The following is a 22,419-nucleotide window of genomic DNA, read 5'->3' as shown; positions in this document are numbered from 1 at the left end:
CGCAGTTCCAACTGCACCCGCAGCCGGCGTTGCCAGCCGGCTGTTCCATCCCTCGAAATACCCCCCTTTCTCCGCCCTTATCCGCCGATCGTCGCTTGCGTCGAGCGGGAATAATCGCTCTCACTGGAAAGAGGCGCCGTGCCTCAGCCGACTGGAGAGCATTTGTGGCAGAGGATAGCGACCTCGAAAAAACCGAATCAGCCACTCCCCGGCGCCTGCAGAAGGCGCGCGAGGAAGGGCAGATCGTGCGTTCGCGGGAGCTGTCGACGTTTGCGTTGCTGGCAGCAGGATTCTTCGGCGTATGGGGCATGTCCGACAGCATCGGCGAGCATTTGCAGGGCATGCTGCGGGCATCCTTCACGTTCGATCACGCCACCGTGTTCGAAACCCGCCGCATGCTGATCGGCGCGGGCGCGGCAGGCCGTGAGGGCCTGTATGCGTTGCTGCCGGTTCTGGCCTTCACCGGCGCTGCCGCCTTGCTCGCGCCGATGGCGCTGGGCGGCTGGCAGTTGTCGTCGAAAGGCCTCGAGCCCAAATTCAACCGGCTCAACCCGATCGAAGGGCTCGGCAAAATATTCTCGATCAACGGACCGGTGCAGCTCGGCCTGTCGCTCGCGAAGACGCTGGTGGTGGGGTGCATCGGCGGCTCGGCGCTCTGGAATCGCCGCGAGGAAGTTCTCGCGCTAGCCACCCAGCCGTTGCAACTGGCGCTCGCCAACACCGTGCATCTGATCGCGGTGTGCTGCGGCATGACGGTCGCCGGCATGTTCGTCGTGGCTGCGTTGGATGTGCCGTATCAACTCTGGCAGTTCCACAAGAAACTGCGCATGACGAAGGAAGAAGTGAAGCGCGAGCACCGCGAAAGCGAAGGCGATCCGCATGTGAAAGGCCGGATTCGCCAGCAACAGCGCGCTATCGCCCGTCGCCGCATGATGACCCAGGTGCCCAAGGCCGACGTGGTGGTGACCAACCCGACGCACTTCGCGGTCGCGCTGCAGTACACCGATGGCGAGATGCGCGCGCCGAAGGTGGTTGCCAAGGGCGTGAACCTGGTGGCCGCGCGGATTCGCGAAATCGCCGCCGAAAACAACGTGCCGCTGCTCGAAGCACCGCCGCTCGCGCGTGCGCTGTATCACAACGTCGATCTGAACCGTGAGATTCCCGGCCCGCTCTATGGCGCGGTCGCCGAGGTGCTTGCGTGGGTGTATCAGTTGCGGCGCTTCAACACCGAAGGCGGCGTCGCGCCGGTCGCACCGACCGAGTTCGACGTGCCGGCGGACCTCGACAAGGGCGGCGTGCCGGACGATGAAGCCGAGCAGGAAGCCGCCGACGTGCTTAACCCCGCTGTTAACCCAGATAACGACGACGTTTCAGGAGCCTCCGCATGAACGCTCGCGCCGGATTCCTGTCCCGACGGCCGGATGCCTTGAGCGGCACCAATTTGCGCGCCCTCGCCGGGCCGGTGCTGATCTGCATGATCCTCGGCATGATGATTCTGCCGTTGCCGCCGTTTCTGCTGGATCTGCTGTTCACCTTCAATATCGCGCTTTCCGTGATGGTGCTGCTCGTCAGCATGTACACGATGAAGCCGCTCGACTTCGCCGCTTTCCCAAGCGTGCTGCTGTTCTCGACCTTGCTGCGGCTGTCGCTGAACGTGGCCTCCACCCGCGTCGTGCTGCTCGAAGGCCATACCGGGCCGGACGCAGCGGGCCAGGTGATCGAGTCGTTCGGCCACTTCCTCGTGGGCGGCAACTTCGCGGTCGGTATCGTCGTTTTCGTCATTTTGATGGTCATCAACTTCATGGTGATCACCAAGGGCGCGGGGCGGATCGCGGAAGTGTCCGCGCGCTTCACGCTCGACGCGATGCCCGGCAAGCAGATGGCGATCGACGCCGACCTGAACGCCGGCCTCATCAACGAAGATCAGGCCCGCAAGCGCCGTCTGGAAGTCTCCCAGGAAGCCGAGTTCTACGGTTCGATGGACGGTGCCAGCAAGTTCGTGCGCGGCGATGCGATCGCCGGTTTGCTGATCATGGTGATCAACATCGTCGGCGGGCTGATCGTCGGGATGGTGCAGCACGGCATGGACTTCGCGTCCGCGGGCAAGACCTACACGCTGCTGACGATCGGTGACGGCCTCGTTGCACAGATCCCGTCGCTCGTGATTTCGACGGCGGCCGGTGTGATCGTCTCGCGCGTCGCGACCAACGAAGACATCGGTACGCAACTGACCGGCCAGCTCTTCACAAACCCGCGCGTGCTGGTGATCACGGGCTGCATTCTGGTCTTGATGGGCCTGATTCCGGGCATGCCGCATTTCGCGTTTCTGGTTCTCGGCGGCGGCCTGATCCAGCTCGGCCGCACGATGAAAAAGCGCAGCGAAGCGCGCAAGAACACCGCAACGCTGGTCGACGTCGCACCGGCTACGCTCGCCCCGGTCGAGAATGCCGAAGCCAGCTGGGACGACGTGACGATGATCGACACGCTCGGTCTTGAAGTCGGCTATCGCCTGATTCCGCTCGTCGACAAGAACTCGGACGGCGAACTGCTCAAACGGATCAAGAGCATCCGCAAGAAGTTCGCGCAGGAAATCGGCTTCCTGCCGCCGGTGATCCATATCCGCGACAACCTCGAATTGCGGCCGAACGGCTATCGGATTGCGCTCAAGGGCGTCGAGGTGGGCGTCGGCGAAGCGTATCCGGGGCAATGGCTGGCGATCAACCCGGGGCAGGTGTCCGCTGCGCTGCCGGGCACGCCGACGCAGGACCCGGCGTTCGGCCTGCCGGCCATCTGGATCGATACGAATCTGCGCGAACAGGCGCAGGTGTACGGCTACACGGTGGTCGATTCGAGCACGGTGGTGGCCACGCACCTGAATCACCTGGTGGTCACGCACGCGTCCGAACTGCTCGGCCGCCGCGAAGTGCAGGCGCTGCTGGAGCGGATGCAGAAGGACACGCCGTCGCTGGTGGACGATCTGGTGCCGAAGTCGCTGCCGCTCACCACGTTGCAAAAGGTGCTGCAAAACCTGCTGGAAGAAGGCGTGCCGATCCGCGACCTGCGCACGATTCTCGAAGCCCTGTCCGAACACGCGCCGAAGGTTACCGACGCGCACGATCTCACCGCCGCCGTGCGCCTCGCGCTGGGTCGCGCGATTACACAGCAGTGGTTCCCGGGCGTGGGCGACATGCAGGTGATGGGCCTCGATTCGAATCTGGAGCGGGTGCTGTCGCAGGCGCTTTCCACGGGCGCCAATCCGGGCCTCGAACCGGGCCTCGCGCATACGCTGCTGAACGAAACGCAGAAGGCGATGACGCGTCAGCAGAACCTTGGACTCTCGCCGGTGCTGCTGGTGCAGCATGCGCTGCGGCCGATGCTCGCGCGTTTCCTGCGCCGCAGCCTGCCGCAGTTGAAGGTGCTGTCTTATGCCGAGGTGCCGGATACGCGCAATATCAAGGTGGTGAATCTGATCGGGGCGCATGGCTAAACCCCGTGCGGCTAAGCCTGCCAGGCAGCCGCAGCCATTCCAGACCGATGGTTTCCGCCGGCGCTCCTCGAGCGCCGGTTTTCATTTCCGCGCCTAACTTTTCGCCCTGCAAGCGGCCGGCGGAGGTCATGCTGCGTCCGGGAAAGCGCCGCCGGACGCCGCCGGAAAGCCTGTTTCAAACCGTCGCGCGTGTGAATTGAGGTGCGTTTCCATCGCCCGAATTGCCCGCCTTTAACGGTCTTTATCCATCGATCGTCACTCGACGGGTTTCGCAATAATGATCTCAATGGGAAGCGGTATGTTGCCGATCCGTTAGTCAGTAAGTCCGAATACCTCATCGGGGGTCCAGCTTGAACATTCGTAAATTTGTCGGTGCTACCAGTCGCGATGCTCTGCGTCTTGTGCGCGAAGCCTTGGGCCCGGATGCCGTCGTTTTGTCCAACCGCACGATGGAAGACGGCAGCGTCGAGATCGTCGCCCTGGCCGATAGCGACCTCGCCGCCATTACGCCGAAAGCGCCGCGCGGTAGCGCAGGCGCACCGCTGGCCACGCCGATGAATGCCATGGCCGGACAACAGCCCGCGCTCGCCGCACCGCGCGCCAATCCGATGATGCAAGCGAATCCGTATGCGAGCGGCATGCCCGATGTGTTCTCGTCGGTGTTCGGCGCAAGCCCGGAAGCGGGCGCCGAGAACATGACGCCGAACGTCGTTGGCACCGTCAGCGCTGTTTCATCAGCTGCGAAGTCCGCCGCTGTCCCGGCCGCGCCGAAAGCCACGCTGCCGACCGCGCCCAAGGCTGCGCTGGCCGCACCTGCTGCCGCGTCGCTGCCGCACGCGGGCAACACTGAACAACCGAGCGCCCGCGCCGCTGCGGCGCGTCTGAGCGAAGACATCCGCGCCGATCTACTCAAAGCCGCCGAAGCGCAAGCGCCGCGCACGATGGCCGAATCGAACCCCTGGCTGATCGATCACGCGCGCCGCATCGCCGCCGAACAGCAGCAACAAGGCGCGTACAGCGCGCGCCCCGCAGCAATGACACCCGCTGCCGCCATGGCCAAGGGCCTCGGCGCCGCAGTGGAAGCCGGCCAACAGGACTCGCAACCGGCCGCGCAGCAAGTCACCGACACACCCGAGTGGGCCCGTGAAGGCGCGCAACTCGCCGCGCGCCGCGCCGCGCAGAAAGTGGCCGCATCGCTGCCTGCCACGGACGACTCCCGCTCGCCCGCTTCGGTCGCCGAAGCGATCAAGGCGCGTATGGAGCAGGTCGTCAACGACACCGTGATGAGCGAACTGTCGTCGATGCGCGGCATGATGGAAGAACACTTCGCCGGCCTCCTGTGGGGCGATCGCCAGCGCCGCAGCCCGGCGCGCGCCGCGCTCACCAAGCACCTGTTCGCCGCCGGCTTCTCCGCGCAGCTCGTGCAGATGATGGTCGACAACCTGCCTGACGACGTCGACAACATGGAAGGCGGCATGGAGTGGGTGCGTTCGGTGCTCGAATCGAACCTGCCGGTGATGGAAGACGAAGACGCGCTGATGGAGCGCGGCGGCGTGTTCGCGCTGATGGGCCCGACGGGCGTCGGCAAAACCACTACCACCGCCAAGCTCGCCGCGCGCTGCGTGATGCGCTTCGGCGCCAGCAAGGTGGCGCTCCTCACCACCGACAGCTACCGGATCGGCGGCCACGAACAACTGCGCATCTTCGGCAAGATTCTCGGCGTGTCGGTTCACGCGGTGAAAGACGGCGGCGATCTGCAACTCGCCCTCTCCGAACTGCGCAACAAGCACATCGTGCTGATCGACACGATCGGCATGAGCCAGCGCGACCGTCTGGTCTCCGATCAGATCGCGATGCTGTGCCGCGCCGGTCAGCCGGTGCAGCGTCTCCTGCTGCTGAATGCGACGAGCCACGGCGATACGCTGAACGAAGTCGTGCAGGCCTATCAGCGCGCACCGGATCAACAGCCGCTCGCCGGCTGCATTCTGACCAAGCTCGACGAAGCCACCAATCTGGGCGGCGTGCTCGATACCGTAATCCGCTACAAGCTGCCGGTGCACTACGTGTCGACCGGTCAGAAGGTGCCGGAAAACCTGTACGTCGCAACGAAGAAATTCCTGATCAAGAGTACGTTCTGCATCCCGCGCGACAACTCTCCATTCGTGCCTCACGACGACGACATTCCGGCGTTGCTGTCCGCGCTGTCGGCGCGTTCGACGGCCGAACTGCACGAGGTTCGCTTTGGATAAGTTCATGTCGGATCAGGCAGAAGGACTGCGGCGGCTGCTGGCCCGTACCGGCTCGCGCGTGATCGCGGTGACGGGCGGCTCGGCTAGCGTCGGCTGTACGACGACGGTAGTGAACCTCGCCGCGGCGCTCGCGCAGCAAGGCAAGGACGTGCTGGTGATCGACGAGTGCCTCGGCGAGAAATCGGTGAGCGCGATGCTCGGCGGCGTGCGCGGCGCAGGCAATTTTGCGGCGGTGATGCGCGGCGAGATGACGCTCGACGACGCCGCCGCGCGCCACGCGCTGGGTTTCTCCGTGCTGGCCGCCTCGCGCAACAACCGCGAAGGCCGCACGGCCGCGCAATTCGACGTGCTGCTGCGCGGTTCCGCCGACATCGTGCTGATCGATGCGCAACTCGACGAGCACGGCCATCTGTCGCCCCTCGCGATGCAGGCGCACGACCTGATGATCGTAACCAGGGTGGCCGCGCAAGCGATCACCGAGGCGTACGCGTGCATGAAGCGTCTGCACTACGCGCACGCCACCGCGCAGTTCCGCGTGCTGGTGAACCACGTGCAGAGCGTGGAAGACGCGCATACCGCCTTTGTCAACCTGGCCGGCGTGGCTGGACGCTACCTGACGGTGGCGCTGGAAGACGCCGGTTGCATTGCCGCCGATGTGCGGATGGCGCGAGCCCTGGAGTTGTCGCGGTGTGTCGTCGATGCGTTCCCATCGACACCGGCCGCGCGCGACTTCCGGCACCTTGCCGCCGAATTGCAGTACTGGCCGATGCGGCCAGCGATGTCGTCGCAAACGCCGTGGATGGCGCCTGCGACAGTTACAGCGGCGCAACACGCCGACCAACCGTCTGCGCAGCACGCCTGAGAGGCGGCACAAGGACAAGGGGAGCACGATGTATAACGCTCAGGGAAAGATTTCCCAAGCCGACGTTCTGACGAAGTACGCGCCTCTCGTGCGTCGCCTCGGCTTGCAGCTCGTTGCCAAGATGCCGGCAAGCGTTGATCTCGACGACCTGATCCAGGCCGGCATGATCGGCCTGCTGGACGCCGCGAGCCGCTACAAGGAAGACCAGGGCGCGCAGTTCGAGACTTACGCCAGCCAGCGGATTCGCGGCGCGATGCTCGACGAGCTGCGCAGCAACGACTGGTTGCCGCGCAGCTTGCGGCGCACGTCGCGCGAAGTCGAATCTGCCGTTCACAAGGTCGAACAGAATCTGGGCCGCTCGGCGAGCGAAACGGAGATCGCCGAGCATCTGCAAATGCCGCTCGACGAGTATCAGTCGATGCTCCAGGATCTGCACGGCAGCCAGCTGATCTATTACGAAGACTTCGACCGTTCCGCGGACGACGAACCGTTTCTCGACCGTTACTGCGTCGATCATTCGGACCCGCTGTCGGCGCTGCTGGACGACAGTCTGCGCTCGGCGCTGGTCGAGGCGATCGACCGCCTGCCGGAGCGCGAGAAGCTGCTGATGTCGCTGTACTACGAACGCGGCATGAACCTGCGCGAAATCGGCGCGGTGATGGAAGTCAGCGAATCGCGGGTGTGTCAGTTGCACAGCCAGGCTGTGGCGCGCCTGCGCACGCGTCTGCGCGAAATGGCCTGGGCAAACGCCGAGGCGACCTGAACTGAGATGAATGGTTGGCCGGCGGTGCGCGAAACGTCCGCCCGGTCTTCTCGGCTCTCCTGTTACGCGTCCGCCATCTCATGCTCCGCGGCCAGCGCGAGAAACGCTGAACGCGACATGCCACGCGCCTGGGCGTAGGTGTCAATATCCTGAACCAGCGCCTCGGGCAGTGAGATGTTGATGCGCACCGCCTTCTTCAACGCCGGAATATTCCGCGTTGTCACGAAACCCCACGTGAAACCTACGTAGTCCGGATTACGCCGATGCTCGTCCAGTGTCAGCCGTTCGGGAATCGGCAACCCTTCGTCGAGCAGCGTATCCAGATGCGCCTCGATCGCCTCCTTCGCGTTCGCGTAGGCTTCTTCCAGCGAATCTCCCGCCGAATGACAACCCGGCATATCGGGGACAACCACGCCGAACGCCTGATGCGTGTCACCAGGCTCGATCGCGATTGGGAAAATCAGGTTCTTCATTTCAGGCCTGCCTGTTTCAAGATGCTGTTCAGTGTGCCGGGCGGAAGATCATTCTTCGGATGCGGGATTGTCACGAGACCGGTTTTTACCGCGTGCCGGAAATGGTGATGGCTGCCCGATATGCGGATCAGCCGCCAACCATCCGCTTGAATTACTTTGACGGCCTCGGCACTGTTCATGTTGCACGCCTCGAATCGTACACACGATTACACAACTTCGCCAGTGGGTAGCGCTCCGCCCGGTTCGTCAAAGGCAGCCTCGAAAGCTGCGCGTGACGGCGGATAAGCCCGATGGGGGAAGCCGTGATTTCAACGTGGTGGAGAATTTCGCGCGACCTGGCCGGATGGCTAATGCGCGTTGGCGGCGGGCTTGGGTGCCCATGCGGGAGGGGGAAAACAAAAGGGCTCGTCAAAGACGAGCCCTTTTTTGTTCAAAGCAATCTACTCGATTGCGTCGGCGCGGGAAACGCGCCGACGCGGCGAAATCTTCAGGCCGCGGGGCGCGCGGGAATCCGGCCATCCGGTCCGTAGAAACCGACCTTCTGCGGCACGGCCACTTGCAGCGCCGTCAGTGCGCGCTGGTTGTAGTCCATCCGCACACGGATCAGTTCGCCATTACTCGTATTGAAGCGCCGCGCCCGCTCGGCGGCCTTTTGCAGCAGCGCCCATTGGTCGGCGAGCCGCGCATCCGCGCTGGCCGCGAGCTCCATGCCGGGCCAGCCGGCCGGAAAGCCCATTTCCGCAAGCAGCGTGTCGCGGGTGGTCTCGAGTCTGGCGAGCAGGCCGATCAACTCGGTTTTCTTCTCGACGATCGGCGGCAGCAGTTCCAGCGGCGACAAGGCAGTTAGCGCCTTGGTCTCGAGCGTCAGAATCGAGGCGAACGCCTCGACGGCCGAATATTCTTCGATGAGGGTGGCAAGCAGGGCGTCTTTCATCTCAACAACTCGCTGAACACGACGGCTCGCGCTTGATTCACGAGCCGGGTTTGTCGAATGCCGCCCGGCAATTCACCGTACTTCGATGCGTCGATTAGTTGCCGGTCGACGAGGTTTTGCTTTGCAACAGTTCGCGCGCGGTATTCAGCACGCCGTCGGCGATCTTGCTGGAGTCGATCTTCAGCGAGCCGTCCTTGATGGCTGCCTTGATCGACGCGACATGCGCCGTGTCGATATCGGCCGAGCCGGACGCCGCGAGGCTGCGCAGATGCTGCGACAGACCCGACAGGCTGACGCTGGCGTCGCCCGAACCGCTGGTGGTGGTGGTCGGCGAGCTCGTGCCTGCAGTCTGCGCGTTGCTGTTCGCGGTCGTCGCGTCGCTTTGCTGCGAGCGCGACAGGGCGTCTTTCAACGTCGGCAGATTCGAATTGGTTGTGGAATCGACTTTCACGATGGGCTTCCTGAACGATTTGATCTTTATAACGGCAAGCGCTGATCAAAACTTTAGCGCAATCGCTCCAGGTTTTGCCTCGTCCTTCAAGACGATCCGGCCCCACGACGGGTTCGACAATCGCTCCGCCAGCCGTACCGTCCGTCACGTGTGACTCCACGCTGGCGGGCGGGTTGCCTGGCTTGCCGCCGGCCCGCTTCACAACTGAATCTCCACCGTCGAACCATCCTTGACAATGCCGGAGATGATCTGGCCGTTGGCCGTCTTCACCCGCACCTGCTGGCCCGGCGACGCGTTGTTCATCGCGCTGCCTTCGGCCGAAATCGCGAAACCGTCGCCCGCCGCGACAACCCGCACCGTTTGCCCGATCGATACCGACGAGGCGCTTTTCAGCATGTCGCGGCGCAGTGGCATGCCGCCGGCGATGCGCACGAGCGACACCGAGCCGACCGCCTGTGACGGATCGGTGACGATCGCCTGCGGCAAGCCGGTCAGGTCGCCGTCGCGCGCGACGAGGTCGGCGGAGGTGAACACTTCGCCTGGCGCCATTGTGCGGGCGGCCAGATAGTAGGTGGCGCGCAGCGAAACGCGCGCTTGCAGATAGATGGTCCACGGCCGTTCGCCGGCGCAGCGCACCCCGACGGTCATGCGGCCCCACAGGCGCGCGCCGCTGGGCATGAAGGGCTCGAGCATCATGCAGGCTGCGAGCCCGCGCGGAAACGCTGGCGCGACGGTGATTTCGACCTTGCCGGGCAAGCCCGCCGATTGCTGCTGCAGGAAGGCGAGCGCGGCGCTGCGAATCGCCTCGGCGTCTTGCTGGCCAGCCAGCGGGACGGGTTGCGCCACTGCGGCGGGGCGCAGATTCTGTTGAGCGACGGCCGGCGCCACCTCGCGCATCGACGGCGTGCGGGCGATGGTGGCTGGCGGTGTCGGCATCGGCGCGGGTGTCGGTGCGGCTACCGCTGTGGTCACGACGGGTTTGCCGTTTGCGCCCAGTTGCGGCGGCTCGCCGCGCGAGGCAAGGCTGTCGAAGCCACCGGACGCGGACGCTGGTGCATTGGCGGCTACGCCGGCAGGCGCATTGGCGACGACCGACTGCACACCGCCGGTTTGCCGCCCGGCATTGATCGACTGAGCCGGCGTCACCACAACCGGCACGATCTGACGGGAACCCGGCGTCACATTGATGCGCGCAATTCCGGCCGGCGGATTGGTTGCAGCCGTAGCCGTAGCCGCGGCCGCATTGGCGCTTCCCGGCGCGGGAATCGTCACGACCCCGTTCGCGTCGGGTTTGAAATTGGTGCGGATCATTTGCGGCGCGGCAGGCGGCTCGCCTGCGCCCGGAATGACGATCGAGCCGCTCGCGTTGGCGGCGCGCGTGAATTGATCGGCGTCGCGCGCGACCGGCCCCGGCGTCAGCGACTGCGCGGTAGCGGCGGCGAGCGTCGCGGCCGAGCCCGTGCGTTTCGCGGGCGTTGCCTGCATCTGCGCGGCCAGCTCGTTGAGCGCGGCCGGATTCTTTTCGCCCGGGCCGGGAATCACGATCGGACCGCCTGCGTCCTGAGCCTGCTGGGCCTGGGTCGAAGCCGGCAGCAGCACGATGCCCCCGGCAACCCATACCGCGAGATTCACAACAAGACGAGTCAGTAGACGGGATGCACCGCGCGAAGCACGCCGCACCGGGCCCGCACTCACGCGATGCGCCGCCACGCAGCTTGCGCGGTGCGTCGGATCGAAGGTGGGCTGGTCCATCGTGTTTCTCCATCGAATGCATCGGTACGCCTTGCATTCTAGTGAGCGGCCCCATTGCGCAAACGTTGAATAGAAGCCCCCTTTCCCGGTTATTCGTCCGATTGCCACTTGCGTTCGGCCCATAAGATGCACTTCATGCAAAAAGGTCTTCCCGGCGGACGCAATCCTTACGCGACGCACAAAACGGGAAGCCTCGGGAACGTTCTCCGGAGATTTCTATGCTGGACAAACTCGATGCCGAATTCGCCTTTGGCCGCCAGGCGCTCGATGTACGCGCTTACCGGCAGGAACTGCTGTCGTCGAATATCGCCAACGCCGATACCCCCGGGTACAAGGCGCGCGACGTCGACTTCGCCTCGTCGCTGGCCGGCGCGCTGAAGAAGACCGGCGGCGGTGCGGGCACGGGCGCCTCGAACAACTCGACGCTCGCCATGACGCAGCCCGCAGGGGTGACGAGCGGCATGTCGATGGTGTCGACCGCGCCGGGTCACATGTCCGGCAAGACGACGCTGACGCCGACCGGCGGCACGCCGGACGACTACGGCAATCTGCAGTACCGCATTCCGACGCAACCCGCGCTCGACGGCAACACGGTCGACATCGATACGGAGCGCGTGCAGTTCGCGGACAACACGTTGCACTTCGAATCGGGCATGACGGTGCTGTCAGGCCAGATCAAGACGATGCTCGCGGCAATCCAGTCGGGTTCGTAAATAGCCGGCACAACGACCGGCGCAGTACCAGATATGCAGCAGGCAGGAACAATCGCTACGGGATTTAACTTGAAGCCGGATAAGACCGGTAGGAGAGGTCAGGAAACATGCCATCCCTGATGAACATTTTTGGCGTTGCAGGCTCCGCGATGTCAGCGCAGTCGCAGCGGCTCAACGTGACGGCGTCGAATCTCGCCAACGCTGACAGCACCACCGGCCCGGACGGCCAGCCGTATAAGGCCAAGCAGGTTGTGTTCGCGGTCAGCCCGATCGGTGGCGAGCGCACGGGCTCCGGTCAGCAGATCGGCGGCGTGCAGGTCACCGGCGTGGTCGACGACCCGACGCCGATGAAGACCGCCTACGACCCCGGCAATCCGGCGGCTAATCCGGACGGCTACGTCACGCTGCCCAACGTCGACCCGGTGCAGGAAATGGTCAACATGATCTCGGCCTCGCGCTCGTACCAGGCCAACGTCGAGACCCTGAACACCGCCAAGACACTGATGTTGAAAACGCTCACGATCGGAACCTGAGGAGAATTCCTTGACCACCAACACCACCATCGGCAGCAACGGCACGAACGTGTCGCAAACGCTGCTCGATACGATGAACGGCACGAGCAGCACCAAGAGCGCGACCAGTTCGACCAGCTCGACCGGCAGCACGTCCGGCACCTCGGCGACCGATCTGCAGAACACGTTCCTGCAACTGCTCGTCGCGCAGCTGAAGAATCAGGATCCGACCAATCCGATGGACAGCTCGCAGATGACCTCGCAGCTGGCCCAGATCAACACGGTGTCGGGCATCAGCCAACTGAACACCACGCTCACCTCGCTCGCCACGCAGATGTCGGCAGGCCAGCAGTCGCAAGCCGCGCTGCTGATCGGCTCGACCGTGCTCGCGCCGGGAAGCTCGGTGTCGGTTGCAAGCGGCAAGGCCGGCGCGTTCGGCGTGCAGCTCGCCAATTCGGTGAGCGATCTGCAGGTGGTCGTGAAGAACTCGGCGGGCACGATCGTCAACACGATCGACCTCGGCAAGCAGTCGGCAGGCACGATTCCGGTGGGCTGGACGCCGACCGACTCGGCCGGCAACACGTTGCCCGACGGCAGCTACACGATCAGCGCGGTCGGCACGATCAACGGTCAGCAGGCAACGGCCACGACGCTCACGGGCGCAACGGTGCAAAGCGTCGTCATGCAGAGCAGCGGTACGCCGGGCCTCGTGCTGTCGAACGGCACGACCGTGGGGCTGACCAGCGTCGCCGCCATCCTCTGATTCAGATTCAGTCAGTTACGACTTTCCAGATACGGAGACCGTTATGGGTTACCAACAAGGTTTGAGTGGTTTGTCCGCGTCGTCGAGCGACCTCGACGTGATCGGCAACAACATTGCCAACGCGAACACCGTTGGCTTCAAGAGCGGCGCGGCGCAATTCGCCGACATGTACGCCAATTCGGTGGCGACCGCGGTGGGCAACCAGGTCGGCATCGGCACCAAGCTTTCTGAAGTGCAGCAGCAGTTCTCGCAAGGCACGATCACCAGCACGAACCAGGCGCTCGACGTCGCGATCAACGGCAACGGTTTCTTCCAGCTGTCGAACAACGGCTCGCTGGTGTACTCGCGCAACGGCGTGTTCCAGCTCGACAAGAACGGCAACATCACCAACGCGCAGGGCCTGCAGCTGATGGGCTACGCCGCGAACAGCGCGGGCATTATCAACACCGCGCAGACCGTGCCGCTCAGCGTGCCGACCGCGAACATCGCGCCGCAAGCGACCACCAAGATCGTCGCCGGTTTGAACCTGAATGCGCAGGATCCGCTGATGCTGGGTACGCCGGCGGTGACGCCCGGCGGCACCAACGCAGGCACGCTCACGACGACCGGCGCGACCATTACGAACACCGCGTCTGGCACGAACAACGACAACTACACCGTCAACTTCACAAGCCCGACGACCTATACGGTGACTGACAGCACGCTCGGCACCACGACCGCCTCCGCAACGTACACGGCAGGTACGGCGATCCAGCTCGGCAACGGCCAGACCATCACGTTCACCGGCACGCCGGCGACCGGCGACAGCTACGCGGTCGCGCCGACCCCGGTGGCCTTCAATCAGAACAGTTCGTCGACGTACAACTACTCGACCAGCACGACGGTCTATGACTCGCTCGGCGGCTCGCAGACGGTCAACATGTATTTCGCCAAGACCTCGGCCGGTACGTGGAACGTGTACGCGGGCACCTCGACCGGCACCGCGAGCCTGGTTGGCCACGCGAATTTCAACTCGTCGGGCACGCTGCTCGGTACCACCAATGCGGCCGGCGTCGCTACCACCACGCCGTTCGTGTTCAACTTCAGCATTCCGACCACTGATGGTTCGTCGACGCCGCAGAACCTGACGCTGAACATCGCCGGCACGACGCAGTACGGCGGCAAGGACGGCGTGAACTCGCTGCAGCCCGACGGCTACGCAGCCGGCACGCTGACGAGCTTCACGATCGGCTCCGACGGCACGCTGACCGGCAATTACTCGAACCAGCAGACCGCGGCGCTCGGCCAGGTCGTGCTCGCGAACTTCTCGAACCAGAACGGCCTCGTGAATCTCGGTAACAACGAGTTCCAGCAGACCTCGCAATCGGGTGTCGCGCAGATCTCCACGCCGGGCTCGACCAACCACGGCGTGCTGCAGGGCGGCGCGGTGGAAAACTCGAACGTGGATCTGACGAGCGAACTGGTGAACCTGATCACCGCGCAGCGCAACTATCAGGCGAACGCGCAGACGATCAAGACCCAGCAGACCGTCGACCAGACCCTGATCAACCTGTAAGCGACCGGGACTAACCCATCATGGATCGGCTGATCTACACCGCGATGTCGGGCAGCACACAAGCGCTCGAACAGCAGGCTATCGTTGCCAACAACCTGGCGAACGCCTCGACCACCGGCTTTCGCGCGCAGCTTGCGACGTTCCGCGCCGTGCCGATGTCGTTCGGCGACGGCAGTTCGGTCAACGACGACACCACGCGTACCTTCGTGCTGTCGTCGACGCCGGGCGCCGACTACACGCCGGGGCCGATCCAGCAGACGGGCAACCCGCTCGACGTGGCGATTCAGGGTCCGGGCTGGCTGGCGGTGCAAACCGCCGACGGCAACGAGGCCTATACGCGTGCCGGCAATCTGCACGTCGACGAGAACGGTCAACTGGTGAACGCCATGAACCAGACGGTGCTCGGCAACGGCGGCCCGGTATCGGTGCCGCCGGGTGCGGAAATCACCATCGGCAAGGACGGCACGGTGTCCGCGCTGACGCCGGGCGACCCGCCGACGGCAGTCGTAACGGTCGATCAGCTGAAGCTGGTGAATCCGGATCCGCAAACCATGACGCGCGGCGACGACGGCCTCTTTCGCACCGCCGACGGCAATGCCGCCGACGCCGATCCGGCCGTCACGCTGGCGCCGGCATCGCTTGAAGGCAGCAACGTGAATCCGGTCAGCGCGATGGTTGCGATGATCACCAACGCCCGCCAGTTCCAGATGCAGACCAAGCTGCTGGAAAACGCGGACAAGAACGATCAGTCCGCCAATCAGCTGCTCAGTTTTAGTTAACGGGATGGGACCGGACTAAGCGCCAAAGCGCTAACTCCGGTCCACATAGGAGAAGAATAGTGAATCGCTCGCTCTACATCGCCGCCACCGGCATGAATGCGCAACAGGCGCAGATGGACGTGATTTCGAACAACCTCGCGAACGTCAGCACCAACGGCTTCAAGGGCTCGCGCGCGGTGTTCGAGGATCTGCTGTATCAGACCATCCGTCAGCCGGGTGCGAACTCGACGCAAAACACCGAACTGCCGTCCGGTATCCAGCTCGGCACGGGTGTGCAACAGGTCGCGACCGAACGTCTCTATACGCAGGGCAACCTGCAGCAGACCGGCAACTCGAAAGACGTCGCCATCAACGGTCAGGGCTTTTTCCAGGTGCAGATGCCCGACGGCACGACCGCCTATACGCGTGACGGTTCGTTCCAGACCAACGCGCAAGGCCAGCTCGTTACGTCGAGCGGCTACCAGGTGATTCCGGCGATCACGATCCCGACCAACGCGACTTCGCTGACCATCGGCAGCGACGGCGTGGTGTCGATCACCGTCGCCGGCTCGACCAACAGCCAGCAACTCGGCTCGATGCAGATCGCCACCTTCATCAACCCTACCGGTCTGGATGCGAAGGGTGAAAACCTGTTCTCAGAGACGGCTTCGTCGGGTGCGCCGAACGTCGCGCAACCTGGCCTGAACGGCGCCGGCACGCTGAATCAGGGTTACGTGGAAGCATCGAACGTGAACGTGGTGCAGGAACTGGTGAACATGATCCAGACGCAGCGCGCTTACGAAATCAACAGCAAGGCCGTGACGACTTCCGACCAGATGCTGCAGACCCTCAGCCAGATGCAGGTTTAAGGCTTAAGGGACTGGGGAATTAAGATCAGGCGGTAATCAAGATGTCGCACTTCACTCGTAATCCGGTTCATTCGCGCACCGCTCAGGCGCTCGTGCAGCTCACGCTGCTCACGGCACTGGGTGGCTGCGGCCTCGTGCCGAAGCAGCCGATCACCCAGCAGCCGATGACGGCCGTTCCGCCGATGCCGCCGCAAGCGCAGTCGCCGGGTTCGATCTTCAACCCGGGTTACGCGGGCCGGCCGCTGTTCGAAGATCAGCGGCCGCGCAATGTGGGCGACATCCTGACGATCGTGATTCAGGAAAACGTCAACGCGACCAAGTCGTCGGGCGCCAACGCGAATCGTTCGGGCAACACCAACTTCAACGTGCCGACCGCGGGCTTCCTCGGCGGCTTGTTCGGCAAGACCAACCTGGCTGCGACCGGCGGCAACGCGTTCCAGGGCACCGGCGGCGCGAACGCATCGAACACCTTCAACGGCACCATCACCGTGACGGTGACGGGCGTGCTGCCGAACGGCAACCTGATGGTGAGCGGCGAAAAGCAGATGCTGATCAACCAGGGCGATGAATTCGTGCGCTTCTCCGGCGTGGTGAATCCGAACACGATCTCCAACCTGAACGCCGTCTACTCGACCCAGGTGGCCGACGCAAAGATCGAATACTCCGCGAAGGGCTATCTCAACGAAGCCGAGAACATGGGCTGGTTGCAGCGGTTCTTCCTCAACGTGTCGCCGTGGTGATCATGCGTACCGTCTTCTTCCGCTCCGGCCGCTTCAGCCGCTTCACACGACTCGTTCAGCTCGGCCGTGCTGTGGCGTTCTTCGCGCTCGCCTGCGCCGCGCTGCCGGTGGCGACGCCTGCGCACGCCGAACGCCTGAAGGACCTCGTGCAGATCCAGGGCGTGCGCGACAACCCGCTGATCGGCTACGGCCTCGTCGTCGGTCTCGACGGTACGGGCGACCAGACCACGCAGACGCCGTTCACCACGCAGACGCTCGCCAACATGCTGGCGAACCTCGGCATCTCGATCAACAACCAGGCGGCGGGCTCGACCAACCAGCAGTCGTCGCTGTCGAACATCCAGTTGAAAAACGTCGCCGCGGTGATGGTGACGGCGGTGCTGCCGCCGTTCGCGCGTCCCGGCGAAGCGATCGACGTGACGGTCTCCTCGCTCGGTAACGCGAAGAGCCTGCGCGGCGGCACGCTGCTGCTCACGCCGCTCAAGGGCGCCGATGGCCAGGTATATGCGCTCGGCCAGGGCAACCTCGCGGTGGGCGGCGCCGGCGCGAGCGCGAACGGCAGCAAGGTGCAGGTGAATACGCTGGCCGCAGGCCGCATCGCCGGCGGCGCGATCGTCGAACGCGCGGTGCCGACCTCGGTATCGCAAGCGGGCACGATGCAGCTCGACCTGAACGACATGGACTACGACACCACGCAGCGTGTCGTGGCCGCGGTGAACAACGCGTTCGGCAGCGGCACCGCCATGGCGCTCGACGGCCGCACGATTCAACTGCACGCGCCGTCCGATCCGGAGCAGCAGGTCGCTTTCATGGCGCAATTGCAGAACCTCGACGTCAAGCCGGCGCAAGCGGCGGCTAAGGTGATCCTGAACGCGCGCACCGGCTCGATCGTGATGAACCAGATGGTCACGCTGCAGAGCTGCGCGGTGGCGCACGGCAACCTCTCGGTGGTGATCAATACGCAGCCGGTAGTGAGCCAGCCGGGCGCGTTCTCGAACGGCCAGACCGTGGCGGCCAAGCAGTCGCAGATTCAGTTGAAGCAGGACAACGGCGCACTGAAGATGGTGACCGCCGGCGCCAACCTCGCCGATGTGGTGAAGGCGCTCAACGCACTGGGTGCGACGCCTGCGGATCTGATGTCGATCCTGCAGGCCATGAAAGCGGCGGGCTCTTTGCGCGCCGACCTGGAAATCATCTAAGGAAGACAACAGATGAATTCGGATACGACCAACTCCGCCAATGCGGCGAACGACCTGACCCAGCGCTTCGCGCTCGACGTGCAGGGCTTCGGCAAGCTGAGCGCGCAGGCCAAGGCTTCGCCGCAAGCCGGCATGAAGATGGCGGCACAACAGTTCGACGCGGTGTTCACCCAGATGATGCTGAAGAGCATGCGCGATGCGACGCCACAGGATGGTCCGTTCGATTCGCATGACAGCGCCACCTTCACGTCGATGATGGATCAGCAGTTGTCGCAACAGCTGTCGCAGAAGGGCATTGGTGTCGCTGACGCGATGCTCAAGCAGATGATGCGCAATCAGGGCATGCAGGTCGGCGGCGCGAGCGGCGCAGGCGGCGGCCTCGCCGGCATGGCCAATGCGCTCGGTGGCGGCAGCGGCGGCGACGAAGGCCAGACCGCGGCGCTGAATGCGCTCGCGAAGGCTTACGGCAACGCGCAAGCCAACGGCCAACTGGCAATGGGCAAGGGCTACTCGGCCAACAGCGCGTTGACTCCGCCGATCAAAGGCGACGGCAGCTCGCCGAAGGTCGATGCCTTCGTCGACAAGCTCGCCGAGTCGGCGCAAGCGGCCAGCGCGGCAACCGGCATTCCGGCGCGCTTCATCATCGGCCAGGCCGCGCTCGAATCGGGCTGGGGCAAGAGCGAGATCAGGAAGTCGGACGGCACGACCAGCCACAACGTGTTCGGCATCAAGGCGACCAAGGACTGGACCGGCAAGACCGTTTCGACGGTCACGACTGAGTATGTGAACGGCAAGCCGCAGCGCAGCGTCGAAAAATTCCGTGCGTACGACTCGTACCAGGAAGCGATGACGGACTACGCGAGCATGCTCAAGGGCAACCCGCGTTATGCGCAGGTGATCAATTCCGCGCATGACGTGAACGGTTTTGCGAACGGTATGCAGCGCGCGGGTTACGCGACCGATCCGCATTACGCGAAAAAGCTGATGTCCATCATGCAGAAAATGGGCTGACCTGCCGTTAATGCAGGTGCGCAGTTGCATTCGACTGCGCAGCCGGTCAGTTTATGCAGTCTGATTTTTTCGAATAATGTATGCACGCGACGGGGCCAGGTGCATAACAAGACGGACGAGGCCGGCCGCCTGCGGGCGGCCGGTCCACCCGCATAACCGGCGTGATGATTGCCGGTATTCAATGCACACGGATTCGACTGCCGGAATATCGGCGTTTAACGTTTGCGGCAAATATTTCATTACACGCCCCTAAATTTTGGCTGAATGCTGCCGCTAATCAGTTAGACCCGATACCGGAAAGCGTTTAATGTCCGGTTGAATGCGCGTGCTGCGGCTTCGATGAAGACCGCGCGAAAGCCCCGGCAGGAGCCCTGGCACGCGCCCGCAAGAACATGCATACCGGCAAGCCCATGGATACTACCCAGTCGCACGGCCAGACCGACGCACCCGGCCAGTCGCACGCCACGCTAGACGAAAGCGCTCCCGATTTCGGCCGCCGCAATCCGCTGGAGATTGGCGTTCAGTTACGCAACCTCGTCAATCGCGGCGATTTCCTCACCGTCGAATATGCGGGCGGTCAGCTCGTGACACGCCTGCTCGATGTCGACGTGCGCGGGCGCACCTTCACTTTCGATTGGGGCGCGCTCTCCGAACAGAACAAAGGCTTGTTAGGTGCGCCGCGCTGCCAGTTCCACGCCTCGCCTGACGGCGTGCGCGTCGAGTTCGCCACCGGCACTCCGCGCGAAACCCGCTACGAAGGACTGCCCGCATTCGAGTCCGACTTCCCCGAAGTGCTGTTCTACGTGCAGCGCCGCGAGTATTTCCGCGTCGATGCGCCGATTCTCGATCCGTATATGTGCACCGGCCGTTTGCCCGAAGGCGATACGTTCCGCTTCGAAGTGCACGATCTGTCGCTTGGCGGCGTCGGCATGCGCACCGCGGATGAACGCGTGGCCGAGTTGCCGATGGGCACGCGGCTGCAGGATTGCGAACTGTCGCTGGGCTCGCTCGGCCGCCTTTCGCTCGATCTGCAACTGGTGTCGCACCGCTCCACCGCGTTGCCGAACGGCACGCAGCGCTATCAACTCGGCTTCCGTTTTCTGACGCTGCCGGGCAGCGCCGAAAACACGCTGCAACGCCTGATTACGCAACTCGAAATGAAGCGCCGCTCACTGGTGCGCTGAACGGCGAAAGATCCTTGCTGCACGCGCCTCGCAAACGTTGAAACAAACGTCGGAGAAGCATCGGAATGGCCCTCAATTTTTCTTCGCGGGGGCCGTTAAACAGGATGTTCAAGTAACGCGGCGGCAAGTGGTTGGTGTCGCCCTTCAGGATGACGCATGTCGAGCAACCTCATCAATCTCGGACTCAGTGGACTGAACGCAGCCCAGTGGGGTCTTACGACGACCGGCCAGAACATCAGCAACGCGTCGACGCCGGGCTACACGATCGAAACGCCGGTCTATGCGGAAGCCGGTGGCCAATACACGGGTTCCGGCTTTTTGCCGCAGGGCGTTTCGACGGTTACCGTGACGCGCCAGTACAGCCAGTATCTGACCACTGAGCTGAACAACGCGCAGAGCTCGGGCAGCTCGCTGTCGGCGTACAACACGATGATCTCGCAGCTCAACAATCTGATCGGCAGCCCGACCGCCGGCATTGCGAGCGCGATCACCAGCTATTTCACCGGTCTGCAGAACGTCTCGAACAACGCCTCGAGTCTGGCCACCCGCCAGACCGCGATGAGCGGCGCGCAGACGCTCGCGAACCAGATCAATGCCGCGGGTCAGCAATACGACTCGCTGCGCCAGAGCGTCAACACGCAGCTCAGCAACACCGTTTCGCAGATCAACAGCTACACGCAGCAGATCGCCCAGCTGAACGGGCAGATCTCCGCGGCCAGCTCGCAAGGTCAGCCGCCGAACCAGCTGATGGATCAACGCGATCAGGCTGTGTCGAACCTGTCGCAACTGATCGGCGTGAACGTCGTGAACAGCAACGGCAGCTACAGCGTGTTCATGGGCAACGGCCAGCCGCTCGTGTCGTCCACCAACAGCTACAACCTGGGTACGGCGCCTTCGACGGGCGACACCAGCGAACTGTCGGTGCAGTATCTCGGCCTGGCCGGCGCGAACCCGGCCGCCGCGCCGCAAAACCTGCCGGACAGCAAGGTTACGGGCGGCACGCTCGGTGGCCTTCTCGCATTCCGCAGCCAGACGCTCGATCCGGCCGAAGCGCAACTCGGCGCGATTGCGGTGAGCTTCGCTTCGCAGGTCAACGCGCAGAACAGCCTCGGCATCACGCTTGCAGGCGCCCAGGGCGGCGCGCTGTTCTCGGTGGGCAGCCCGACCGTCTACGCGAACACGCAGAATACCGGCAACGCATCGCTGAGCGTCTCGTTCGCGAATTCCGCGCAGCCGACCACCGGCGATTACACGCTGGCCTTTAACGGCACCACCTACACGCTGACCGACAATTCGAGCGGCGCGGTGGTGGGCTCGGCGACCAATCTGACCCAGCCGATCAACGGCCTGAACTTCTCGACCACCGGCACGATGAACCCCGGCGATTCGTTCACGGTGGAACCGACCCGTGGCGCGCTGAACAGCTTCAACACCGCGACCGCGGACCCGTCGGCGATCGCTGCTGCCGCACCGGTACTCGGTTCCGCAACGGCGAGCAATACCGGCACTGCTACGATCACGCAAGGCACGGTGACGGCCGGCTACACGATGCCGAATGCGACCACTACGCTGTCGTACAACGGCACGGGCCTGACCGGTTTCCCGGCGAACTCGACGGTGACGCTGACAGCCGGCACGCCGCCGACCACCACCACGTACAACACCACTACGACGCCCGTCATTCCGTATTCGGCGACCACCGGCGCCACGCTGACGATCAACAACGCGACAGCCGGCAGCATGAACGGCGTCACGGTGACGATCAGCGGCGCACCGGCTAGCGGCGACACGTTCACCATCGGGCCGAACACCGGCGCGAACAACGACGGCCGCAATGCGCTGGCGCTGTCGAACCTGTCCTCGGCGAAGGCGCTGGCCGGCGGCACGGTCACGCTGACGGGCGCGTATGCGAACTACGTCAACCAGGTCGGCAACCAGACCAACCAGATTCAGACCTCGAGCACGGCGCAGACTTCGCTGGTGACGCAGATCACTACCGCGCAGCAGTCGGTTTCCGGCGTGAACATCAACGAAGAAGCAGCCAACCTGCTTCAGTATCAGCAGCTCTATCAGGCGAACAGCAAGGTCATCCAGACTGCGCAGACCCTGTTCCAGACGATACTCGGCATCTTCCAGTGAGGCGT

Annotated in this window: 21 protein-coding genes; 16 read left to right on the top strand and 5 right to left on the bottom strand. The window is 64.0% G+C overall.

Annotated elements, in window-relative coordinates:
* The first annotated feature begins 164 nt into the window (after nt 1–164).
* From flhB to R8871_RS31820, 5 genes are all read left to right on the top strand, one after another.
* Nucleotides 165–1,388, top strand: coding sequence for a flagellar biosynthesis protein FlhB (flhB, locus tag R8871_RS31840; RefSeq protein WP_175054013.1), 1,224 nt, complete (start codon nt 165–167; stop codon nt 1,386–1,388).
* Nucleotides 1,385–3,487 carry a flagellar biosynthesis protein FlhA gene (flhA, locus tag R8871_RS31835; protein WP_175054012.1) on the top strand — a complete coding sequence of 701 codons (2,103 nt, stop codon included), beginning with the start codon at nt 1,385–1,387 and terminating at the stop codon, nt 3,485–3,487. Before flhB ends, flhA begins: the two co-directional genes overlap by 4 nt.
* Nucleotides 3,488–3,837: 350 nt before the next feature.
* Nucleotides 3,838–5,736, top strand: coding sequence for a flagellar biosynthesis protein FlhF (gene flhF, locus R8871_RS31830; protein ID WP_175054011.1), 1,899 nt, complete (start codon nt 3,838–3,840; stop codon nt 5,734–5,736).
* On the top strand, nt 5,729–6,598 hold the full coding sequence (locus R8871_RS31825) for a MinD/ParA family ATP-binding protein (protein WP_175054010.1): 870 nt from the start codon (nt 5,729–5,731) through the stop codon (nt 6,596–6,598). Before flhF ends, R8871_RS31825 begins: the two co-directional genes overlap by 8 nt.
* A gap of 28 nt (nt 6,599–6,626) precedes the next feature.
* Nucleotides 6,627–7,361, top strand: a complete 735-nt coding sequence (locus tag R8871_RS31820; protein ID WP_115781329.1) for an RNA polymerase sigma factor FliA — start codon at nt 6,627–6,629, stop codon at nt 7,359–7,361.
* A gap of 62 nt (nt 7,362–7,423) precedes the next feature.
* Here R8871_RS31820 and R8871_RS31815 read toward each other — a convergent pair whose 3' ends face one another.
* The 5 genes from R8871_RS31815 to flgA all read right to left on the bottom strand — a co-directional run bounded on the left by R8871_RS31815 (nt 7,424) and on the right by flgA (nt 10,971).
* Nucleotides 7,424–7,834 carry a type II toxin-antitoxin system HicB family antitoxin gene (locus R8871_RS31815; protein ID WP_175054009.1) on the bottom strand — a complete coding sequence of 137 codons (411 nt, stop codon included), beginning with the start codon at nt 7,832–7,834 and terminating at the stop codon, nt 7,424–7,426.
* The gene (locus R8871_RS31810) at nt 7,831–8,013 is read right to left on the bottom strand and encodes a type II toxin-antitoxin system HicA family toxin (protein ID WP_175054008.1); all 183 of its coding nucleotides are present in this window, start codon (nt 8,011–8,013) and stop codon (nt 7,831–7,833) included. The genes R8871_RS31815 and R8871_RS31810 overlap by 4 nt, the downstream gene beginning before the upstream one ends.
* A gap of 308 nt (nt 8,014–8,321) precedes the next feature.
* Nucleotides 8,322–8,768, bottom strand: a complete 447-nt coding sequence (locus tag R8871_RS31805) for a flagella synthesis protein FlgN (protein WP_175054007.1) — start codon at nt 8,766–8,768, stop codon at nt 8,322–8,324.
* A 94-nt stretch (nt 8,769–8,862) separates the two neighbouring features.
* Nucleotides 8,863–9,219 carry a flagellar biosynthesis anti-sigma factor FlgM gene (gene flgM, locus R8871_RS31800; RefSeq protein ID WP_175054006.1) on the bottom strand — a complete coding sequence of 119 codons (357 nt, stop codon included), beginning with the start codon at nt 9,217–9,219 and terminating at the stop codon, nt 8,863–8,865.
* Between the two features lie 198 nt (nt 9,220–9,417).
* The gene (flgA, locus tag R8871_RS31795) at nt 9,418–10,971 is read right to left on the bottom strand and encodes a flagellar basal body P-ring formation chaperone FlgA (protein WP_175054005.1); all 1,554 of its coding nucleotides are present in this window, start codon (nt 10,969–10,971) and stop codon (nt 9,418–9,420) included.
* Between the two features lie 218 nt (nt 10,972–11,189).
* On the opposite strand from flgA, the gene flgB reads away from it, so the two are divergent.
* The 11 genes from flgB (at nt 11,190) to flgK (ending at nt 22,414) form a co-directional block, all read left to right on the top strand.
* A complete protein-coding gene (gene flgB / locus R8871_RS31790; RefSeq protein ID WP_054038465.1) occupies nt 11,190–11,684 on the top strand; it encodes a flagellar basal body rod protein FlgB in 495 nt (164 codons plus the stop codon).
* A 107-nt stretch (nt 11,685–11,791) separates the two neighbouring features.
* Nucleotides 11,792–12,217: a flagellar basal body rod protein FlgC gene (gene flgC, locus R8871_RS31785; protein ID WP_175054004.1), complete on the top strand. Its 426-nt coding sequence runs from the start codon at nt 11,792–11,794 to the stop codon at nt 12,215–12,217.
* Between the two features lie 10 nt (nt 12,218–12,227).
* On the top strand, nt 12,228–12,959 hold the full coding sequence (flgD, locus tag R8871_RS31780) for a flagellar hook assembly protein FlgD (protein WP_175054003.1): 732 nt from the start codon (nt 12,228–12,230) through the stop codon (nt 12,957–12,959).
* A 43-nt stretch (nt 12,960–13,002) separates the two neighbouring features.
* The gene (locus R8871_RS31775) at nt 13,003–14,514 is read left to right on the top strand and encodes a flagellar hook protein FlgE (protein ID WP_175054002.1); all 1,512 of its coding nucleotides are present in this window, start codon (nt 13,003–13,005) and stop codon (nt 14,512–14,514) included.
* Between the two features lie 20 nt (nt 14,515–14,534).
* Nucleotides 14,535–15,293 carry a flagellar basal-body rod protein FlgF gene (gene flgF, locus R8871_RS31770; protein ID WP_175054001.1) on the top strand — a complete coding sequence of 253 codons (759 nt, stop codon included), beginning with the start codon at nt 14,535–14,537 and terminating at the stop codon, nt 15,291–15,293.
* A 59-nt stretch (nt 15,294–15,352) separates the two neighbouring features.
* Nucleotides 15,353–16,141 (top strand): flagellar basal-body rod protein FlgG, encoded by a 789-nt coding sequence (flgG, locus tag R8871_RS31765; protein ID WP_175054000.1) that lies wholly within the window; start codon nt 15,353–15,355, stop codon nt 16,139–16,141.
* 41 nt (nt 16,142–16,182) lie between these two features.
* Nucleotides 16,183–16,881 carry a flagellar basal body L-ring protein FlgH gene (gene flgH, locus R8871_RS31760; RefSeq protein ID WP_175053999.1) on the top strand — a complete coding sequence of 233 codons (699 nt, stop codon included), beginning with the start codon at nt 16,183–16,185 and terminating at the stop codon, nt 16,879–16,881.
* Nucleotides 16,882–16,883: 2 nt separating this feature from the next.
* The gene (locus tag R8871_RS31755) at nt 16,884–18,080 is read left to right on the top strand and encodes a flagellar basal body P-ring protein FlgI (RefSeq protein WP_246287901.1); all 1,197 of its coding nucleotides are present in this window, start codon (nt 16,884–16,886) and stop codon (nt 18,078–18,080) included.
* Nucleotides 18,081–18,092: 12 nt separating this feature from the next.
* Entirely contained in the window at nt 18,093–19,091 is a 999-nt protein-coding gene (gene flgJ / locus R8871_RS31750; protein ID WP_175053998.1) for a flagellar assembly peptidoglycan hydrolase FlgJ, read from the top strand.
* A 410-nt stretch (nt 19,092–19,501) separates the two neighbouring features.
* A complete protein-coding gene (locus R8871_RS31745) occupies nt 19,502–20,275 on the top strand; it encodes a flagellar brake protein (RefSeq protein ID WP_175053997.1) in 774 nt (257 codons plus the stop codon).
* Nucleotides 20,276–20,431: 156 nt separating this feature from the next.
* Nucleotides 20,432–22,414 (top strand): flagellar hook-associated protein FlgK, encoded by a 1,983-nt coding sequence (gene flgK, locus R8871_RS31740; protein ID WP_175053996.1) that lies wholly within the window; start codon nt 20,432–20,434, stop codon nt 22,412–22,414.
* The last annotated feature ends 5 nt before the right edge of the window (nt 22,415–22,419 follow it).

Origin of the sequence: Paraburkholderia sediminicola (genome assembly GCF_902859805.1) — a bacterium.
GTDB classification, from domain to species: Bacteria; Pseudomonadota; Gammaproteobacteria; order Burkholderiales; family Burkholderiaceae; genus Paraburkholderia; species Paraburkholderia sediminicola.
This window is presented reverse-complemented; position numbering and strand designations above follow the sequence as displayed.